We start from the raw sequence: 17,461 nt of genomic DNA on the forward strand, positions 1-17,461 counted from the left end.
GTCAGCCGGACTGCTCGGAGGCGAGCAGGTACGACACGAGCAGCCGCTTGAGCTCGATCACGGCCTCGGCGTGCTCCTGGCCGTCGCGGATGGAGAAGTTGAGCATCGAGTAGGCCACGTGGACGAGCACCTCGGCCATGATCTTGCGTCGCCCTCGGGGGGTACGCGGCGTCAGCGGCGCCAGCACGTGCGCAACGTCCGCCGCGAGCTCGCGCTCGGTCACGGCCGCCGTGGCGCGCGTCGCGGGCGTCGACTGCACCGCGTGCCAGACGGCGCGGCGCGACGGGTCGGTGACCCACAGTGCCGCGATGTGGTCGACGAGCTGGTCGAGGAGGCGGAGCCAGTCCAGCGTCGGGAGCTCCGCGGCGAGACGGGCGAGCTCGGCCCGCACCGCGACGACGTCCTGCCGGTCGAGCTCGCAGACGACGACGTACTTGTTCTGGAAGAACTGGTAGATGGTGCCGATCGGGATACCGGCCCGGTTGGCGACCTCCTCGAGCGTGAACGACTCGAACCCGGCCTCCAGCAGCAGGTCGCGCGAGGTCTGCAGGATCAGGTCGAACTTCTTCTGACTCCGCTCCTGCGTCGGCCTGCGCCGCGGCTCGAGGATCTCCACGGTCCCGTTCACGCCCCCAACCCTACCGAGGCGTAGGTTCCGTTGTCGGCAAGCGCGGCGACGAATGCAAACGCGAGTTGCGGCAGGACGTCGACGCGGCACGACCCCGTACGAGGTCGTGCCGCGCCCTTGCCGTGTCTGATCAGCTGCCTGCGGTGGCGTCGAGGGCGTCGACGAGCCCGTCACCGAAGAAGCCGTTGTACGCGGCGGTGCCGGTGCAGCGGACGTCCGTCGGGCACGGCTTGTCGTCGGCCTGCGCCCGGACCAGCGCCGCGAGCTCGCTCGGCGACGCGTCGGGGTGCGAGGCCTTCAGCAGGGCCAGCACGCCCGCGACGTGCGGGGACGCCATCGAGGTGCCGGACTTCAGCCCGTAGCCGCCACGGAGGACCGTCGACAGGATCCGGGTGCCCGGCGCCGTGACGTCGATGACCCCGTCACCGTAGTTGGAGAAGCTCGACTTGGCGCCGGCCTGGTCGTTCGACGCGACCGTCACGACCCCCGGCAGCTCGGCCGGGATGTCCTCGCACTCGGCGTTGATCGGACGGGTCACCGGCGTCGTGTCGTTCGGGCTGGTCGTGTCCGTCGTCTTGTTGGCCAGGTCGTAGTTCGAGTTGCCGGCAGCGGCGGCGCTGACGACGCCGTTGCGCTCGGAGTACGCGACCGCGCGGCGCACGGCCTCCTTGGCGGCAGCCTGGTCCGGGTCGTTGCTGCACCAGAACATCCACGGGTCGACGTAGTAGCTGTTGTTGGTCACGTCGACCCCGTGCTCGGCGGCCCACACGAAGCCGCAGATCGCGTACTCGGGGTAGATGAACCCGTCGTCGTCGACGACCTTGATCGAGGTCATCAGCGAGTTCGGGGCGACGCCGACGATGCCGACGCCGTTCTTGGCCGCGGCGATCGTGCCCGCGACGTGGGTGCCGTGGTCGCTGGTCGTCGGGATCCACGCGGCGCGGCTGGTGTCCGGGACCCCGTACGAGGTGCAGCCGACCGAGTTCTTCGCGTCGAGGTTCGGGGCGAGGTCGGGGTGGGTGTCGTCGATGCCGCTGTCGAGGACGCCGACGGTGACGTCACGGCTGCCGTCGCTGGCCACGTCGGCCTTGATCTGGGTCATGTCCCACTGCTGTGCCTCGAGCGGGTCGGCGGCGACGGCCTCGGTCTCGGTGACGCCCTGGCGGATCTCGAAGGCGGACCGGGTCTCGGTGCTGCGCGCGAGCGAGCGTGCCTGCGGCGCCGCGTCGTCCGGGGTCTTGACGGCCGCCGTACGGGTCGCGCCGACCGACTCGACCGCGTGGCCCTTGGCGACGGCCACGACGTCCTCGCGGAACGACGCCGTGGTCGCGTGGGCGACGACGACACCGATCTGGGGCCAGGACTGCACGACCGTGCCGCCGGCGTCGCGCACCGCCCGCTCGGCGAGACGGGTCTGGCCCGGGTTGGCCTTGCTGTTGACGACGTAGCTCATCAGCACGCCGTCGGCCACCGGCGTCGCGGCGGCGACCGAGGCCGGTGCCGCGGCCGTGGGGGCCGCCGCGGAGGCTCCCGCAGCGGCGGGCCCTGCGGTCAGAGCGGTGGCGACGAGGCCGATGCCGCAGAGCGCGGCTGCCGCGAGCGGTCGCCGGGACCGGGGACGAGATGGGGGTGGTGTTGCCGAGCTGACCATGAGGTTGTGCCCTCCTGCTGTCGGCCCGCGAGCAGGCCCGACGCCGGGCCGGTGGGCTCGGGAGGGTGCCGTCTCGGGGGATCTGCGTGATGTGCGGCCACCGTAGACCGGGTTCGGCTCACCCGCTGATCTGCCACTGAGACCCAGGACACGCCGGGTCTCGGGTTGACAAGAACATGAGGCACCCCTCATCTTTGTAAGCAGTCCTGAGGCTTCCCTCATGTTTTAGGAGACCGAGTTGACCACGATCAACACGGAGACCGCAACCTCCGACCATCGCGCACGCCTCGCCCGCCGCCGCCAGGAGCGGTTCCGCCACGTCGAGCCGCGCGGGCGCCGCGAGTACACCGCCCGCGAGCGGGCCGAGATGCTCGTCGACGCCGGCTCGTTCGTCGAGATGACCCCGATGCGCGTCGACGGCAACGGCAACGGTGCCGGCGTGGTCATCGGATGGGGCCGTGTCGACGGACGTGGCGTCGTGATCGCGAGCCACGACGCCGCGGTCGCCTCCGGAGCGATCGGCGCCGTGATGGCCGAGACGATCCAGAAGGCCCAGCGCTTCGCGATCGACAAGGGCTACCCGATCGTCTACATCAACGACTCCGGCGGCGCCCGGATCCACGACGGCATCCTCGCGCTGCACGGCTGTGGCGAGATCTTCGCGCTCAACGTCAAGGCGCAGAAGCGGGTCCCGCAGATCTCCCTGATCCTCGGCCCCTGCGCGGGCGCGGCGGCGTACTCCCCCGCCCTGACCGACTGGACGATCATGGTCCGCGAGCAGGGACAGATGTTCCTCACCGGCCCGGACATCGTCAAGGCGACCACCGGTGAGGACGCGAGCGCCGAGGACATCGGCGGCTCGCAGATGCACACCGAGACCAGCGGCGTCGCCCACCTCGAGGTGACCAACGAGGGCGAGGCGTTCCACGCGACGCGTCTCCTGCTCTCGTTCCTGCCCTCGCACGTCGGCGCGCCGATGCCGCTCGTCGCGCCCCGCAGGCCGGACCCGGTGGCCGCGGAGCGCCTCCCGTACGTGGTGCCGGACAAGGCCAGCGTCGTCTTCGACATGAACAAGGTGCTCGACGGTGTCCTCGACGCCGGCCCGCGCCTGGAGCTGATGCCCGCCCACGCGCCGAGCGTCCTGACGCTGTTCGGCCACCTCGACGGCCGTCCGGTCGGCGTGCTCGCCAACCAGCCCGCCTCGCGCGGCGGCGTGCTCGACGCGAAGTCGTCGGTCAAGGCCGCCCGCTTCATCGAGTTCTGCGGGCGCTTCAACCTCCCGGTCGTGACGTTCGTGGACGTCCCCGGATTCCTGCCCGGCACCGTCGAGGAGGGCCGCGGCGTGATCACGCACGGCGCGAAGCTCCTCAAGGCCTACGTCGAGACGACGTCGCCGCTGCTGACCGTCGTGGTCCGCAAGGCGTACGGCGGCGCCTACATCGCCATGGGGTCGCGCTCGCTGGGCGCCGACTACTCGTGGGCCTGGTCGGGCGCCGAGATCGCCGTCATGGGTCCCGGAGGGGCGGTGGCGCTCCTGCACCGGCGGACGCTCCGCGACGCGGAGGACCCGGTCGCGACCCGCGACGAGCTCGCCGCCGAGTACCGCGAGAACGTGGCACGCCCGTACGTCGCCGCCGAGGCCGGCATCGTCGACGACGTGATCCTCCCCGAGGAGACGCGCGACCGCCTGGTCGACGCGATGGCGACGCTCGGCTACGAGGACGGTGCGGATGTACGCCGCTAAGGCCGAGATCGTGGGCAACGTCTGGCGCGTGGTCGCCCAGGAGGGCGACCACGTCGCTGCGGGCGACCTCGTGGCGGTGCTCGAGACGATGAAGATGGAGATCCCGGTGCACGCCGGCGAGGCGGGCACGGTCCGCCTCAAGGTCGCGGAGGGGCAGATCGTCCAGGAGGGCGACGTCATCGCGGAGATCGGCTAGCTCAGAGCCTGCCGATCGCGATCCCGCCGCCGACCACGAGCACGAGACCGACCACCGTCGCCGCCATCTCGCGCGGCGTCCTCCGTTCCTTGAGGACGAAGATGCCGCCGAGCGTCGACAGCACCACGCTCATCTGCGTGAGGGTGAACCCGGTCGCGATGCCGTTGACCTGTGCCGAGATCAGGTACGCCAGCGCGCCCACCGCGAAGACCACCCCGACCCCGAGGTTCTGCCACGAGGCCGGCTGGACCAGCGGCCTGCCGCGGTCGAGGACGAGCGCCGCCACGACCGCCAGCGCGAGCATGCCGCCGGCCTGCGGGAAGAAGGCCGCCCAGCCCTCCGCGTCGGCCACGCGCGGCAGCGCCGAGTAGCCGACGTACCCCAGCGAGCCGACGAGCAGCATGAGCACGCCGACCTTGATGTCGCGGGGCGGCCGCGGCGCCTCCCGCGACGCGGGGTCGCGTACCGAGGTGAGCAGCACGCCGAGCACGATCACCACCAGGGCGGAGAACCCGACGACCTTGTCGCCCACGCTCGCCCACTCCCCGAGCACGACCACGCCGTAGAGCGACGTCCCGATCAGCTGGAACGCGGTCGAGACCGGGAGGGCGTGGGAGACGCCGATGCGCGGGTACGCGGCGTACTGCAGCAGCTGACCGACCGCCCAGCACGCGCCGGACAGGAAGCTGAAGAGGAACACCCGCGGCGAGATCAGCGGGTCGCGGGCAAAGAGGACGACCGTCGCGACCAGCGCCGTCCCGGCCGTCGTCCCCACGATCTGGTTGACCGGCCGCCCGCCGTGCAGGCTGGCGAGGATCGGGAGCAGACCCCAGGCGACCGCGGGCACGAGGCCGATGACGAGGTCCACGCGGCCGACGCTAGCCGCGGACCGCCGAGCGCGCAGCGCGTGCCGTTCGTCGATCGCCGGGTCCCGTCGGCGGGGATCGCGTGATAGGACGTGAGCAGGGTCACCCGACCCGCGTCCAGGCCGTCGACCTACGAGGTGCTCGATGTTCTTCCCGCTGACCGTCCGCGACTTCCTCGACCGCGCGACGACCGTCTACCCGGACCGGATCGCAGTCGTCGACGAGCCCGACCAGCCCGCCGCCTCCTGGGGCGAGATCACGTACGCGGAGCTGGGCCGCCGGGCCCGCTCGCAGGCGGCGTTCCTCGACGACCTCGGGGTGCCGCGCGGCGGCCGGGTCGCGATCGTGTCCCAGAACGCGGCACGGCTCCTGACCTCCTTCTTCGGGGTCTCCGGGTGGGGGCGCATCCTGGTCCCGGTGAACTTCCGGCTCGCGCCCGCCGAGGTCGAGTACATCGTCGAGCACAGCGGCGCGGAGGTGCTCCTAGTCGATCCCGAGGTGCGCTCGCTCCTGGACTCCGTCAGCGCCAAGCACGTCTTCGTCATCGGTGAGGACGACGAGCCGATGTGGTCCACGCACGGCGACCCGCAACCGTGGGAGGAGCCCGACGAGAACGCGACGGCGACGATCAACTACACGTCGGGTACGACGGCCCGCCCGAAGGGCGTCCAGCTGACCCACCGCAACCTGTGGACGAACGCGAGCATCTTCGGCTGGCAGGGGTCGGTCAGCGACCGCGACGTCTACCTCCACACGCTGCCGATGTTCCACGCCAACGGGTGGGGCATGCCGTACGCGGTGACGGGCATGGGTGGGCGCCACGTCGTGATCCGCAAGATCGACGGTGCCGAGATCCTGCGCCGCGTCGAGCGCCACGGTGTCACCTTCATGTGCGCCGCGCCGGCGGTCGTGGCCGCGGTGCTGGACGCGGCGAAGACGTGGGACGGCGAGATCCCGGGCCGCGACCGCGTCCGCATCATCGTCGCCGGGGCCCCGCCGCCGACCCGCACGATCGAGCGGGTCCGCAGCGAGCTCGGCTGGGAGTTCATCCAGATCTACGGCCTCACCGAGACCTCGCCGCTGCTGACGATGAGCCGGATGCGCGAGGAGTGGGAGGACCTCGAGCCGCTGGAGCAGGCCCGCCTGCTCGGCCGCGCCGGGGCTCCCGCCGTCGGCGTCCGGATCATGGTCGACGACACCGGCGAGGTGCTGGCGCAGTCCAACCACAACCTCGACGCCTACTGGGACAACCCCGACGCCACGGCGGTCGCGCAGGAGGGTGGCTGGTTCCACACCGGGGACGGGGGCACCTTCGAGGACGGCTACCTCACGATCGCCGACCGCAAGAAGGACGTGATCATCTCCGGTGGGGAGAACGTCACGTCGATCGAGGTCGAGGACGCGCTCATGCTCCACCCGGCGGTGCGCGAGGTCGCGGTGATCGGCATCCCGGACGAGAAGTGGGGCGAGCTCGTGACGGCGCTGGTCGTCCTCGACCCGGAGGCCGGCGAGGTGACCGCCGAGGACCTCATCACGCACACCCGGCAGCACCTCGCGGGCTACAAGTGCCCGAAGCGCATCGAGTTCCGCGACGAGCTCGCCCGCACCGCGACCGGCAAGCTGCAGAAGTTCAAGCTGCGGGCGCCGTACTGGGAGGGCCAGCAGCGTCAGGTCAACTGACCGACGGCCGCCGCCCTCCCGCTCTCAGCGCCGGCGACCGACCCAGCGCTCGGGGACGGAGACGGCCAGCAGCTCGGGGACGGTCGCGAACTTGCGTCGTGGCCGTCCCTGCAGCGCACCGTTGCGGCGCTCGGCGAGGTCGATCGCCCGCATCCGGCGCAACCCCACGACGTCGCTGCTCCTCCAGCGCAGCAGCGCGCGGAAGTCGCTGGCCGTGCCCGACGGCTCCGGCAGGCGCCGCGCGGTCGCGTCCGCCACGATCGCGGCGACCGTCTCCTGGGCGCAGGAGCGGTTGGCCCCGATGCCGCCGGTGGAGCCACGCTTCGCCCAGCCCACGACGTACGCCCCGGGCAGGGGCTCGCCGTCGCGGCCGAGCACGCGCCCCTGGGCGTTGGGGACGCTCTCGCGGGCCTGGTCGAACGGCAGGCCGGGGATCGGCGTACCGCGGTAGCCGATCGAGCGGATCACGGTCCGGGTGGCGATCGTTGTCTCGACGCTGCCGGTCACCCGGACTCCGTCGACCGCGTCGCCGCCCTCGAACGCCGTCGGAGCCACGCCGAAGGCGAGCACCACGCGCTTGCCCGGCTCGGGCGCCGTCTCCCAGTCGATGGCGACCCTGGGCAGGTCGCGCAGCAGGGCTGCCGTGCTGCCGACCGGCGCCTCGTCGATGGTGGCGGCGGTCTCGGGGTGGTCAGCGACGACGAGGTCGACGTCCCGGATGGTGCGCATCCCGACCAGCTCCGCCCGCGTGTACGCGGCATGCTCGGGCCCCCGGCGCCCGAGCACGACGACCTCGCGCACCCTGCTCTGCCGCAGCGCCGCGAGCGCGTGGTCGGCGATGTCGGTCCGGGCCAGCGTGTCGGGATCGGTGAGGAGCACTCGGGCGACGTCGAGCGCGACGTTGCCGTTGCCGACCACGACGACGCGCTCGCTGGAGAGGTCGACGTCGATCTGCTCGCGGTCCGGTCGGGCGTTGTACCAGGCGACGAGGTCGCTCGCCGCCACGCTGCCGGGGAGGTCCTCGCCCGGGACGCCGAGAACCTTGTCGCGTGCGGCACCGACGGCGTACACGACGGCGTGGTGGTGCGCGAGGAGCTCCTCGTGCGTGACGTCCTTGCCGACCTCGACGTTGAGCTGCACCGAGACGCGCGGGTGACCGTACGTCCAGGCGAAGGTGTCCTCGATCCGCTTGGTGTCGGGGTGGTCGGGCGCGACCCCGGAGCGCAGGAGCCCTCCCGCGACGGGCAGCCGGTCGACCATCGTGACGGTCGCCGGCGACGTGGTCAGCAGTGCCCGTGCCGCGTACGCCGCCGACGGGCCTGTGCCGACGATCGCGACGCGGAACGTCCCGAAGCCCTGCGGAACCGTCTCGGGGAAGGTGAGCGCGTCCCAGGTCGCGGACTCCGGGTGCGCCTCGTAGTACTCCCGGTTGAGGTCGGCGAACACGGTGTCCGGACCGCGCAGCAGGTCGACCGGGACGATCGCGCCCGTCGGGCACGCGTCCGCGCAGGCGCCGCAGTCGATGCAGCTCTGCGGGTCGATGAAGACCATCTCGGAGGCGCTGTCGCCGGCGGCGCCGGCGGCGCGCTCCTCAGGGGTGGGGTGGATGCAGTTGACCGGGCAGACCGACACGCAGGTGGCGTCGTTGCAGCAGCTCTGCGTGACCGCGTATGCCATCGAGGTCCTCGCTCAGATCATGTCGACGGACTGGTAGACCCGCATCGCGCGGCGCGTCAGCAGGCCGGCGTCGGCCAGGAAGTCCATCAGGTGCACGCACGACAGGCGCATCATCGCCTTGCGGTGCTGGTTGGTCCGAACCTCCTCGAGGGCACGCTGCCGGTCGAGCCCGACGTTGGTGTAGACCTCGGGGCTGACCATCGCCCGCACGATGAAGTAGGCCGCACCCGCGAACAGCATCGCCGAGCGCTCGCGCCGGAAGCGGCTCGCGTGCTCCAGTCCGTCGATGATCTCGGCGCGCGCGAACTTCATGTGCCGCGCCTCCTCCACCACGTGGATCTTGCTGGTGGTCCGCACGATGTGGACGACGTTCTCGCCGCGCATCCAGTCGCGCTGCATGACGTCGAGGATCTCCTCGGCGATGAGGATCGGCCCGTACGCCTGCTCGGCACGCGCGGTCGACTTGAGGAGCCGCGCGAGCTCGACGGTCAGGCGCGGCGGAAGGTACTTCGGGATGCCGAGGACGTCGCAGGTGCGGGCGAACATGAGCGAGTGGCGGCACTCGTCGGCGATCTCGGTCAGGGCGAACCGGAACTCGCTGTCGGCGGGGTTCTTGGCGTACTGGTCGCGCAGGATCAGCTGCTGCAGCATCATCTCGAACCAGATGCCGGTCTGCATGATCGAACCGACCTCGTGACGGGTGAGCAGGACGCGCTGCTCCTCGCTCATCTCCGACCACAGCCGCGTGCCGTAGAGCGTGCTCCACTCCGGGTTGAGGCCGTAGTGGTCCTCGGGGATCGGCTGGTCCCACGCGACCTCGGTCTGCGGGTCGTACGACAGCTCGGCGGACGAGGCGAGGAGACGAGCAGTGACGTCGTCGATGGTCGTGCGCTCACGGAACGCGGTGGCGGCGGTCATGGTGCCCTCCAGTCTCCAATGACGTGACGGGCCCTATGTTACATCGTCGATGTCTTAATGCAACCGTGCCGCTTCGCGGATCTTGAGGTCGATCTCCCGCCGGTTCGTGCGGTCGACGCGGGCCTCGATCACCTCGATACCCTCCTGCATCCCCTCGACGAGCCACTCCTCGAGCGTCTCCGCGTCCTCCACGACCGCGTGGTCGATCCCCATCGACGCGCACAGCTGCCCGAGGTCGACGCGCGTCGGTGTGCCGAAGACCCGCTCGAATGCAGCGGCGTACGGGGTGTCACCCTGCTCCAGCGTCGAGAAGATGCTGCCGCCGTCGTCCGACGCGACCACGATCGTGAGGTCGGGTCGCGGCTCGTCCGGGCCGATCACGAGACCGTTGCTGTCGTGCAGGAAGGTCAGGTCGCCCATCAGCGCGTACGCATCGTTCGACCGTCGCCCGAGCGCCGCCCCGACCGCCGTCGACACCACACCGTCGATGCCGGCGAGTCCGCGGTTGGCGGTGATCATCCGGCGCTGCCCGACCTGGTACGGCACCGACATCAGGTCGAGGTCGCGTACGGGGTTCGACGACCCGACCACGAGCAGATCCCCCGGTCCGACGGCCAGCGAGACCGTTCGGGCGACCTGCCACGGGTTCAGCGGCGGACGGAAGACGGGGTGCCCGAGAGTCGTGCCCTGACCTGGAACCGGGTCGAGCACGATCTCCTCCACCGCCGCCAGGGTCGCGACGTCGGCGCGCTTCCACGCCTCGAACCACCCGGGATCGTCGCTCCCCTCCACCCGCACGGACGGGTACGAGGCTGCGACCCGGTTGCCGGGATCGGTCAACGGCGCCGCGCCCACACCGACGATCTCGACGTCGTCGCGCGTCAGCAGACGAGTGATCGGACGCGACAGGGTGGGGTGCCCGAAGACGACGACCCGCTCGATCCGGTCGGCGAGCTCGGGCAGCCCGAGGAGCAGCCGGTAGGTCGCGATGGGCTGCGTCCCGTTGCGCGCGCCCGAGGTCGGCTCCGCGAGCAGGGGCCATCCGGCCTCCTCGGCGAGCAGGCGTGCGGCCGGTCCGGCGTCGTCACCGGCGACGACGACCGTCCGGGGCCCGAGCGGCAGCGTCGACGCCGGCTCGGGCGTGACGGGGGCGGGGCGACGCCACGGCGCGCCGTCCGGGCGACCCGCGAGCCCGCCCGGCAGACCGCCCTGGACGTCGTCGGGGCCGGGCACCAGCGGCTCGCGGAACGCGACGTTCAGGTGCACCGGGCCGCCTTGCGGCCGCGCCATGGGTCCCTCGCCCGTCGGGCCGACCGCCGCGGCGACGACCCGGGCGACGACCGCCCGCCAGCCCGCCGCGCTGGGCGGGACGACCTCCGGCGCGGCGACCTCGACGTACGCGCGGACCGCGTCGCCGAACAGCTTCACCTGGTCGGTCGTCTGGTTCGCCTCCGTGCCGCGCAGCTCGGCGGGACGGTCGGCGGTGATCGCGATCAGCGGGACGCGGGCGTGGCTCGCCTCGAGGACCGCGGGATGGAGGTTGGCGGCGGCGGTGCCGGACGTGGTCACGACGGCGACGGGGCGGTGGGCGCCCTTCGCGAGGCCCAGGGCCAGGAATGCCGCGCTCCGCTCGTCGATGCGGACGTGCAGCCGCAGGTCGCCCCGGGCGTCGGCGGCGTGCAGGGCGAGCGCGAGCGCGGCCGACCGCGATCCCGGAGACAGCACGACCTCCCGGACCCCGGAGCGCACGAGCTCGTCGACGAGGACGCGCCCGAGCGCGGTCGACGGGTTCACCGGACCACCGCCGGGACGGCGCGCAGCGCGTCGAGCCGCGCGGCCCAGCGCGCGGCCAGGTCTGCGTCCGGCTCGCTCGCCAGGAAGGCGGCCGACGGCTCTGGGCGCACGACCGGGAGCACCCCGTCGCGGGGCACGAGGGGGTCGTCCACGACGTCGCGCTCGAGCAGCGTGACCGTCCCCAGCCCGCAGGCGTACGGCAGGTCCGGCAGCGCGGCGGCCAGCGCCACCCCGGCCGCGATCCCGATCGAGGTCTCGAGGGCGCTGGACACCACGACCGGGAGCCCGATGCGCTCGGCGATCTCCAGGCACGCCTCGACCCCGCCGAGCGGCTGGACCTTGAGCACGGCGACGTCGGCCGCCTCGAGCTCCGCGACGCGGTAGGGGTCCTCGGCGCGCCGGATCGACTCGTCCGCGGCGATCGGCACGTGAGTACGCCGTCGCAGCTCGGCGAGCTCCTCGACCGTGCGGCACGGCTGCTCGGCGTACTCCAGGCCACCGCCGGCGCGGTCGAGCACCGCCAGCGCCTCGGCCGCCGCGTCGACGGTCCACGCACCGTTGGCGTCGACCCGCACCGCGCCGCCCGGCCCGAGCGCGTCACGCACCGCGGCCACCCTCGCCTCGTCGTCGGCCAGCGTCTGGCCCGGCTCGGCGACCTTCACCTTCGCCGTACGGCAGCCGTGGCCCGCCGTCACGATCCGCTGGGCGGCGTCCGCATCCACCGCGGGGACGGTGCAGTTGACCGGCACCACGTCACGCTGCGGCCGCGGCCATGCCCGGGTCGCGGCGGCCACGGCGGCGTCGTACCAGGGCCGCGAGGCCGGGGCGTCGTAGTCCCAGAACGGGCTGAGCTCCACCCAGCCGGTCTCACCACGGGCGAGCAGGCCGTCGCGCACGGTGATCCCGCGGAAGCGGGTGCGCATCGGGGTGGAGTAGGGGAGCCAGTCGAGAGCGGGGTCGTTCACGCACGCCACGGTATCCCGTGGCCCCCGGTCACACCCGTGGCTCCGCCGTGCGCCGCTCGGGCGCCTTGATCCCCGGCATCCGTCGGGTGGTCACGAGCTCCTCGGCCACGTCGCGCAGCGGGATGTTGCGCGTCATCGAGGACCTCCGGAGGACGTTGAACGCCTGGTGCGCCTCGAGGTCGAACCGCTCCATCAGGATGCCCGTGGCCTGGCCGATCGCCGACCGTGTCACGAGCGCCGAGCGGAGGTTCTGCTCCTTGCGCTGGGTGGTCAGGACGACCGCGATCTGGGTGGCCGCGACGTACCCGAGCTCGCGGGAGTCGTCGTCGAAGGCGTCGGGCACCTTGCCGTAGAGGTTCAGCGCACCGATCGTCTCGTCGCTGGCGAACAGCCGGTAGCTGACCATGCTCAGGATCCCGAGGTCGGCGACCGCGCGCGGGGCCCACTGCGGCCACCGCGGGTCGCTCGCCAGGTCAGGGGCGTACACGGTGGGCGTCTCGACGACGGCATCGAGCGCCGGACCCTCGTCGAGGTCCGCCTGGAGCTGGTCGCCGCTGCGCGCCAGGGCGTCGCTCGCGGCGAACGTCTCGATCGCCGCACTTCTCGCGATCGAGATGCCGGCCGCCGCGCAGCCGTCGATGTGCGCGGCGACGAACTGCACCGACTGCTCGGCTGCTGCTTCGAGGGTGTCGGCCGCGGAGATGCTGCGCGCCGCCACCGCCATATCACGGAGGAGGCTCGTCGGCCGATTGATACTCACACCTGAGTGTGGGCTGCTGTCGCGCGCGGCCGACAGCCGCAGAACGCACCGGCACCGGCCGATAAACGACCAGGGCGTGACCAGGCTCTCAGCGGGCGAGGGTGTCCCCGGGGTTCTCCCCGTAGGCCTCGCGGTACTCCGCGGCGAAGCGGCCGTGGTTGTAGAACCCCCAGCGCGAGGCGATCGACGTGACGGTCTCGCCGTCGACCGCGGCGAGCAGGTGGCGACGGGCTTGATCGAGTCGCACACGACGGGCGTACGCCATCGGCGTCGTCCCCAGGTGCCGCCGGAAGGCCAGCTGGAGGGACCGTGGCGCGACCCGGGCGGCATCGGCGAGCTCCGCGAGGCTCAGCTCGACGTCGGCGCTCGCCTCGATGTGGGCCACGGCACGGCGTACGGCGTCGCTCGCCGCGTCGCGGCGGTCGCGGTTGTCCTCGCCCACGGAGTGCTCGGCGGCGTCGGTGCCGAAGGTCACCAGGGCCGTCCGCGCGAGGAGGCGGCCGACGGCGTCGAGGGCTCGGGGCGACACCGGCTCCGGGCCCGCGAGCAGCTCCTCGACGTAGTCCACCAGGTTGCCCCAGTGGAGCAGCGACGCACGGTCGGCCGGCTGGTAGCGACGGAACCGGACCGGCGCGCTCGGACGGTCTCCCCGGAGGTCGCGCACGGCGTCCTCGACGAGCTCCCACCCCAGGCTGATCCCCCGGACGGTGAGGTTGTCCGAACGACCCGAGTAGGCGTCGCCCGGGCCGGCGATGGCGACGAGCTCCCCTGGCCCGGCCTGGTCGGTGACGCCCGCACGCGTGTACTCCGCCCAGCCACGTCGGCCCTCGAGGATGGTGAGGTAGCCGAGCGGGTCGCAGTCGTAGGTGAGCTCGGTCCCGAGGTCGACGTGGTCGACGGCGAAGGCACCGGCGTCCGCGCGAGCGAAGCTCACGTGGTGCAGGTCGCCGGTGAGCCGCAGGGTGCTGCCGTACGCCTCGTCGAGGACCTCGCGTGCGATCTCGGGGTCGGTGGTGTCGACGGCCGAGCGTTCAACGGGGTCGGAAACACTGGTCATGCGGTTCTCCCAGCCTTCGTCGCGTGGGCGACGGCGGCGCGCCAAAGTCGCGGCTGGGCACGCTTCTGAACCTCAGCTTCGGTGCCATCCTAGCCCGGCCACCCAACGACCCGGCCAGCCTTCGAGCCGGGTCAGCGCTCCTCGGCGGCGATCGCGCGCACCCGCAGACGGTCGACCTTGCCGTGCTCCAGGAGCGGGATCGCGTCGACGACCACGACACGGCGCGGCGCCCACGAGCGCGCGAGCCCGGCCGCCTCGACGCCGTCACGCAGCGCGTCCAGAGAGACCGGACGGCCTGGCTCGCCGACCACGACCGCGACCACCGTCTGCCCCCACTCCGGGTCGTCGACGCCGACGACGACCGCGTCGGCGACACCGTCCAGACCGCGCAGGGCGAGCGCGACGCGGGGCGCGGAGACGTTGACACCACCCGAGATGATCGCGTCGTCGGTCCGCCCGAGCACCTGCAGGCGGCCGTCCTCGTCGAGCCGCCCGAGGTCCTGGGTCCGCAGCCAGCCGTCGCGCAGCGCGTCGGCCGTCGCGGCGTCGTCGCCGGCGTACCCGTCGAAGAGGACCGGTCCTGCGATCCACACCCGTTGCTCGGCGTCGAGCCGGAGGGCCACACCGTCGAGCGGCACGCCGTCGTACACGCAGCCGCCGGCGGTCTCGCTCATCCCGTAGGTCCGCACGATCCTCACTCCGGCGCGGGTCGCCCGCGCCCGCAGCTCCGGGTCGAGCGCGGCCCCGCCGACGAGCACGGCGTCGAGGGCCGCGAGGGCCGCCAGCCGTCCTGACTCGGCGAGGCGGTGCAGCTGGGTCGGGACCAGCGAGGCGTAGCGCCGCTCGCCGGTCATCGCCTCCACCGCTTCCTCGAGGCCGGCGTGCTCCGACGCCACCACCGGCGACGTGGCCGCGAGCAGCGACCGCGCGACGACCTGGACGCCGGCGACGTAGTGCGCCGGGAGGTCGAGCAGCCACTGGCCCGGGCCGCCGAGCCGCGCGTGGGTGGCGCGCGCGGACGCGGTGACGGCCCGGCGCGACAGCAGCACGTCCTTGGGCCGCCCCGTCGACCCCGAGGTGCGGATCGCGAGCGCGGGCGGCTCCTCGTCGGCGGCGAGCCACTCCTGCAGCGCCGCGTCAACCTCGCGCGGCGTCCCCGTCACCGGGCGCAGCGTCGCCCACCTCGTCGTCTCCTGAGCACGGGTCACGCGTCCACGCTAGTCGGCGACCCGCGTCACCCGGGAGCCGCTGCGTGGTCGCGCAGGATTCGCGTGAGGTAGGCCTCGACCCGGGAGGCGGGGTGCGCGGGCGCCACCCGCTCGTCCCGCACCCGCTCCGCCGCCACACGCTCCGCCCACACCTGCTGGCCCGACGGAAGACGCCAGCCGAACTCGTACGACCCGCCGTCACCGACCGGACCCTCGCGGGACACCGGAACGAGGTAGCCGTGGGACTTGAGGACGTGGTGACGGCGGCACAGCGGCCAGAGGTCGTCCCCTCGGGTCCTGCCGTCCGGCCACGGACGGCGGTGGTCGAGGTCGCACCGCTCGGCGGGCACCGTGCAACCCGGGGCCTGACACACGCCGTCACGGAACCGGATCGCCCGCGCCAGCAGGTCGGGAGCGAAGCGCCCGAGGTAGGTGTGGTCGAGCGTCCTCCCCACCGGGTCGGTGAGGAGCCGGTGCCAGAAGACGTTGTCGGCCCGGCCGGCACCGATGAGGTCCCGCAGCTCGCGCACGGGAACCACCCACGCGCCGTCGGAGGAGACGACGGGCTCGTCGGACGCTCCCGCCAGCGCCTCGGCCGTCACGAGGACGGCCACGTCCACCGAGGGGCGTACGGACGGCGTCTGATCGGCGGTTGCCGCAGGTCCGGTCGCCCACGCCGCCAGGAGATCGGCGCGCTTCTGAGCGAGGGTGCGGCCGTCGTCGGGCAGCCGCTGGGCCTCCCGGCGGAGCCGCGCGTCGAGCGTCGCCGCCTGCAGCGTCGGGAGGAGGGCCCACAGCTCCGACATGCCGTCGTCGCCGTGCCGGACGCTCACCTGACGGTCGGCGCGAGCGCGCGCGGCGCGCTCCGCGTCGGCGTCGGGCTCGGCGCGGGCGACGAAGCGGCGCAGCCACGCCTTCAGCTCGACCGTCGTGTGGCACGCCGCGTAGGGCACGACCCGCTCGTCGAGGCGCTCCACGGATGCGTCCTCGCCCAGGCGTCCGAGCGTCTCGGCGATCAGGTGCACGCGGTAGCCGTCGAGCGACCCCTCTCCCGCTGCGGCCCACACCCGCGGCAGCCGCTCGCGCACCGCCCGCGCCTCGGTCAGCCGCGCCCGCAGCTGACCCTCCGAGAACCCGGCCGCGACGGCGATGTCCACCCGCGCGGCACGCACGTGGAGCTGTCGTCGCAGGCCCGACGCCTCAGCCGCCGCCTCGCGGTGAGCGGCGTCGTCGGCCGCGAGCAGCGCCCGGGTCTCCGCCGCCTCCGCGGCAGCACGACGCCGGGCCACCTCCGCGAGGTGGCCCGGATCGAACGCGCCGGTCGACGTCATACGACCACGCTAGGGCCCGCCACCGACACCCCCGCCGAAGCGTGCGCGGCGCCGCCGACCACCGGTCCCGCCGACTGCGCCCACGCCCGCAGGTGGAAGGATGAGCAGCCGTGGCAACAGCATCGCAGTGGATCGAAGGCGCCCGACCTCGCACGCTCCCGGCGGCGGTCTCCCCCGTCGTGGCCGGGACCGGCGCCGCGCTGTACGCCGACGAGGCGGTGTGGTGGAAGGCCGCCCTCTGCCTCCTGCTCTCGCTGGCGCTGCAGGTCGGCGTGAACTACGCCAACGACTACTCCGACGGCATCAAGGGCACCGACGACGACCGGGTCGGCCCGCTGCGCCTGGTCGGCTCCGGCGCCGCCAGCGCCGCGGCGGTGAAGCGAGCCGCGTTCGTCTGCTTCGGCATCGGCGGGCTCCTCGGGCTGGTCCTCGCCGCCACGTCCGGGTGGTGGCTGCTGCTCGTCGGCGTGGCCGCGATCGCCGCCGCCTGGTTCTACACCGGGGGTTCGCGGCCGTACGGCTACCACGCGCTCGGCGAGGTCAGCGTGTTCGTGTTCTTCGGTCTCGTCGCGGTCCTCGGCACGACGTACGTCCAGGTCGGGGCGTTCACGTGGCCGGCCCTCGCCGCCGCGATCGGGGTCGGGTCGCTCGCCTGCGCGATCCTCGTCGCCAACAACCTGCGCGACATCCCCACCGACACCGCCAGCGGCAAGCGCACGCTGGCCGTGGTCCTGGGCGACCGCGGCTCGCGCGTCTTCTACGTCGTCCTGCTGGTGGTCGCCCTGCTCACCGTGTGGTGGCTCGCGTCGTACACGCCGCCGGCGCTGCTCGGGTTGCTCGCCTTCCCGCTCGCGCTCCGGGCGGCGACCCCCGTCGCCCGCGGCGAGCGCGGCCTCGCCCTGGTCCCCACGCTGCGCGACACCGGCCTCGCGGAGCTCGTCTACGCGCTCGGCGTCGCCGTCGGTCTGGCGATCGGCGTCTGAGCG

The 17,461-nt window shown here is 73.0% G+C and carries 15 protein-coding genes; 4 read left to right on the forward strand and 11 right to left on the reverse strand.

The genetic code is table 11. From position 1 onward, the window contains the following. Position 1: 1 nt before the first annotated feature. Together ACQSSQ_RS13225 and ACQSSQ_RS13230 are read right to left on the reverse strand one after the other, a co-directional pair. Positions 2–628, reverse strand: a complete 627-nt coding sequence (locus ACQSSQ_RS13225) for a TetR/AcrR family transcriptional regulator (RefSeq protein WP_431327536.1) — start codon at positions 626–628, stop codon at positions 2–4. A gap of 130 nt (positions 629–758) precedes the next feature. After that, positions 759–2,279, reverse strand: a complete 1,521-nt coding sequence (locus ACQSSQ_RS13230; RefSeq protein WP_431327537.1) for a S8 family serine peptidase — start codon at positions 2,277–2,279, stop codon at positions 759–761. Between the two features lie 238 nt (positions 2,280–2,517). On the opposite strand from ACQSSQ_RS13230, the gene ACQSSQ_RS13235 reads away from it, so the two are divergent. Both ACQSSQ_RS13235 and ACQSSQ_RS13240 read left to right on the forward strand, forming a co-directional pair. Further along, a complete protein-coding gene (locus ACQSSQ_RS13235) occupies positions 2,518–4,023 on the forward strand; it encodes an acyl-CoA carboxylase subunit beta (protein ID WP_431327538.1) in 1,506 nt (501 codons plus the stop codon). Beyond that, positions 4,010–4,219, forward strand: coding sequence for a biotin/lipoyl-binding carrier protein (locus ACQSSQ_RS13240; RefSeq protein ID WP_431327539.1), 210 nt, complete (start codon positions 4,010–4,012; stop codon positions 4,217–4,219). Before ACQSSQ_RS13235 ends, ACQSSQ_RS13240 begins: the two co-directional genes overlap by 14 nt. Position 4,220: 1 nt before the next feature. On the opposite strand, the gene ACQSSQ_RS13245 is transcribed toward ACQSSQ_RS13240, so the two are convergent. Beyond that, positions 4,221–5,087 carry a GRP family sugar transporter gene (locus tag ACQSSQ_RS13245; protein ID WP_431327540.1) on the reverse strand — a complete coding sequence of 289 codons (867 nt, stop codon included), beginning with the start codon at positions 5,085–5,087 and terminating at the stop codon, positions 4,221–4,223. Between the two features lie 142 nt (positions 5,088–5,229). On the opposite strand from ACQSSQ_RS13245, the gene ACQSSQ_RS13250 reads away from it, so the two are divergent. Next, entirely contained in the window at positions 5,230–6,765 is a 1,536-nt protein-coding gene (locus tag ACQSSQ_RS13250; protein ID WP_431327541.1) for an AMP-binding protein, read from the forward strand. Between the two features lie 24 nt (positions 6,766–6,789). Here the strand turns inward: ACQSSQ_RS13250 and ACQSSQ_RS13255 are convergent, their stop codons facing one another. From ACQSSQ_RS13255 to ACQSSQ_RS13290, 8 genes are all read right to left on the reverse strand, one after another. Continuing rightward, positions 6,790–8,442 (reverse strand): FAD-dependent oxidoreductase, encoded by a 1,653-nt coding sequence (locus tag ACQSSQ_RS13255; RefSeq protein ID WP_431327542.1) that lies wholly within the window; start codon positions 8,440–8,442, stop codon positions 6,790–6,792. 12 nt (positions 8,443–8,454) lie between these two features. Next, complete coding sequence (locus tag ACQSSQ_RS13260) at positions 8,455–9,360, reverse strand: AurF N-oxygenase family protein (RefSeq protein ID WP_431327543.1); 906 nt, start codon at positions 9,358–9,360, stop codon at positions 8,455–8,457. A gap of 54 nt (positions 9,361–9,414) precedes the next feature. Further along, positions 9,415–11,154, reverse strand: a complete 1,740-nt coding sequence (menD, locus tag ACQSSQ_RS13265; protein ID WP_431327544.1) for a 2-succinyl-5-enolpyruvyl-6-hydroxy-3-cyclohexene-1-carboxylic-acid synthase — start codon at positions 11,152–11,154, stop codon at positions 9,415–9,417. After that, positions 11,151–12,077 (reverse strand): o-succinylbenzoate synthase, encoded by a 927-nt coding sequence (locus ACQSSQ_RS13270; protein WP_431328002.1) that lies wholly within the window; start codon positions 12,075–12,077, stop codon positions 11,151–11,153. Before ACQSSQ_RS13270 ends, menD begins: the two co-directional genes overlap by 4 nt. Positions 12,078–12,147: 70 nt before the next feature. Continuing rightward, entirely contained in the window at positions 12,148–12,879 is a 732-nt protein-coding gene (locus tag ACQSSQ_RS13275; RefSeq protein ID WP_431327545.1) for a GAF and ANTAR domain-containing protein, read from the reverse strand. Between the two features lie 88 nt (positions 12,880–12,967). Beyond that, on the reverse strand, positions 12,968–13,936 hold the full coding sequence (locus tag ACQSSQ_RS13280) for a helix-turn-helix transcriptional regulator (protein WP_431327546.1): 969 nt from the start codon (positions 13,934–13,936) through the stop codon (positions 12,968–12,970). A 131-nt stretch (positions 13,937–14,067) separates the two neighbouring features. Beyond that, positions 14,068–15,144: an AMP-binding protein gene (locus ACQSSQ_RS13285; RefSeq protein ID WP_431327547.1), complete on the reverse strand. Its 1,077-nt coding sequence runs from the start codon at positions 15,142–15,144 to the stop codon at positions 14,068–14,070. A gap of 26 nt (positions 15,145–15,170) precedes the next feature. Further along, the gene (locus tag ACQSSQ_RS13290) at positions 15,171–16,475 is read right to left on the reverse strand and encodes an HNH endonuclease signature motif containing protein (protein ID WP_431327548.1); all 1,305 of its coding nucleotides are present in this window, start codon (positions 16,473–16,475) and stop codon (positions 15,171–15,173) included. A 110-nt stretch (positions 16,476–16,585) separates the two neighbouring features. Here ACQSSQ_RS13290 and ACQSSQ_RS13295 point away from each other — a divergent pair, with 110 nt between their 5' ends. Beyond that, positions 16,586–17,458 (forward strand): 1,4-dihydroxy-2-naphthoate polyprenyltransferase, encoded by an 873-nt coding sequence (locus tag ACQSSQ_RS13295; protein WP_431327549.1) that lies wholly within the window; start codon positions 16,586–16,588, stop codon positions 17,456–17,458. Positions 17,459–17,461 lie beyond the last annotated feature (3 nt).

The organism is Mumia spirodelae (assembly GCF_050632745.1).
Lineage (GTDB): Bacteria > Actinomycetota > Actinomycetes > Propionibacteriales > Nocardioidaceae > Mumia.

Coding starts and splice junctions, on each gene's coding strand:
- ACQSSQ_RS13290 (WP_431327548.1), bottom strand. CDS start 16,475: ATGACGTCGACCGGCGCGTTCGATCCGGGCCACCTCGCGGAGGTGGCC.
- ACQSSQ_RS13255 (WP_431327542.1), bottom strand. CDS start 8,442: ATGGCATACGCGGTCACGCAGAGCTGCTGCAACGACGCCACCTGCGTG.
- ACQSSQ_RS13260 (WP_431327543.1), bottom strand. CDS start 9,360: ATGACCGCCGCCACCGCGTTCCGTGAGCGCACGACCATCGACGACGTC.
- ACQSSQ_RS13230 (WP_431327537.1), bottom strand. CDS start 2,279: ATGGTCAGCTCGGCAACACCACCCCCATCTCGTCCCCGGTCCCGGCGA.
- ACQSSQ_RS13270 (WP_431328002.1), bottom strand. CDS start 12,077: ATGCGCACCCGCTTCCGCGGGATCACCGTGCGCGACGGCCTGCTCGCC.
- ACQSSQ_RS13280 (WP_431327546.1), bottom strand. CDS start 13,936: ATGACCAGTGTTTCCGACCCCGTTGAACGCTCGGCCGTCGACACCACC.
- ACQSSQ_RS13250 (WP_431327541.1), top strand. CDS start 5,230: ATGTTCTTCCCGCTGACCGTCCGCGACTTCCTCGACCGCGCGACGACC.
- ACQSSQ_RS13240 (WP_431327539.1), top strand. CDS start 4,010: ATGTACGCCGCTAAGGCCGAGATCGTGGGCAACGTCTGGCGCGTGGTC.